The 652-nt window shown below is 44.3% G+C and carries 1 protein-coding gene; it reads right to left on the bottom strand.

Translation table 11 applies throughout. The annotated features are described in order from the left end of the window. Nucleotides 1-652: ExeA family protein (locus R8O10_RS25675; protein WP_318192018.1), on the bottom strand; the 652-nt coding region annotated here is incomplete at both ends.

Here is a 652-nt window from a genome sequence, read left to right as displayed (position 1 = left end):
AATACGGGTGTTTTAAACTTAGGTTTACGAGCATCAAACGTATCGTGCATAGCCGCATAAACGTGATGATTTTTCAGTAAGGTACAACGGTCATTAAACGCAGCTAACAGAGCTTTATGACTAATTTGGTTGATCAACCTTGGTATGCCCATGGCTGAACGCCAAATCGCTTTTTTCTGTTCAATGGAGAAAATGTGCGCCCCATTACCCGCTTTGTCTAAGCGATTATTGATGTACGCAACCCCTTCATCGACAGACAACGGACGCAGCCCACAACTGAACGTAATGCGTTGACGAAACTGCCGTAATTCGTGCATGGACAAGCGTTCATCCAATTCAGGCTGACCGAAAAGTACCAACTGAATCAATTTGTCTTGCTCGGTTTCTAAATTGCCGAACAAGCGCAGTGTTTCTAAAGCCTCAGGAGAAAGAGCTTGAGCTTCATCGACGATCAGAACGGTTTTCTTCCCGGTTGAATGCACACGAATCAAGTGTTCTTGAATTAAAGAAACAATGCGCAATGGATCGTCATTATCAATACCTAGCTCTCTTGCCACGGCAAACTGTAATTGCTCTCCGTTGAGCACAGGATTGGGTAGATAGACCAATTCCACTTGCGATTCGATCTGTTCAATCAGCTTGCGACAAACCA

Origin of the sequence: Vibrio sp. 1727 (assembly GCF_033344415.1) — a bacterium.
Taxonomy (GTDB): domain Bacteria; phylum Pseudomonadota; class Gammaproteobacteria; order Enterobacterales; family Vibrionaceae; genus Vibrio; species Vibrio alginolyticus.
This window is presented reverse-complemented; position numbering and strand designations above follow the sequence as displayed.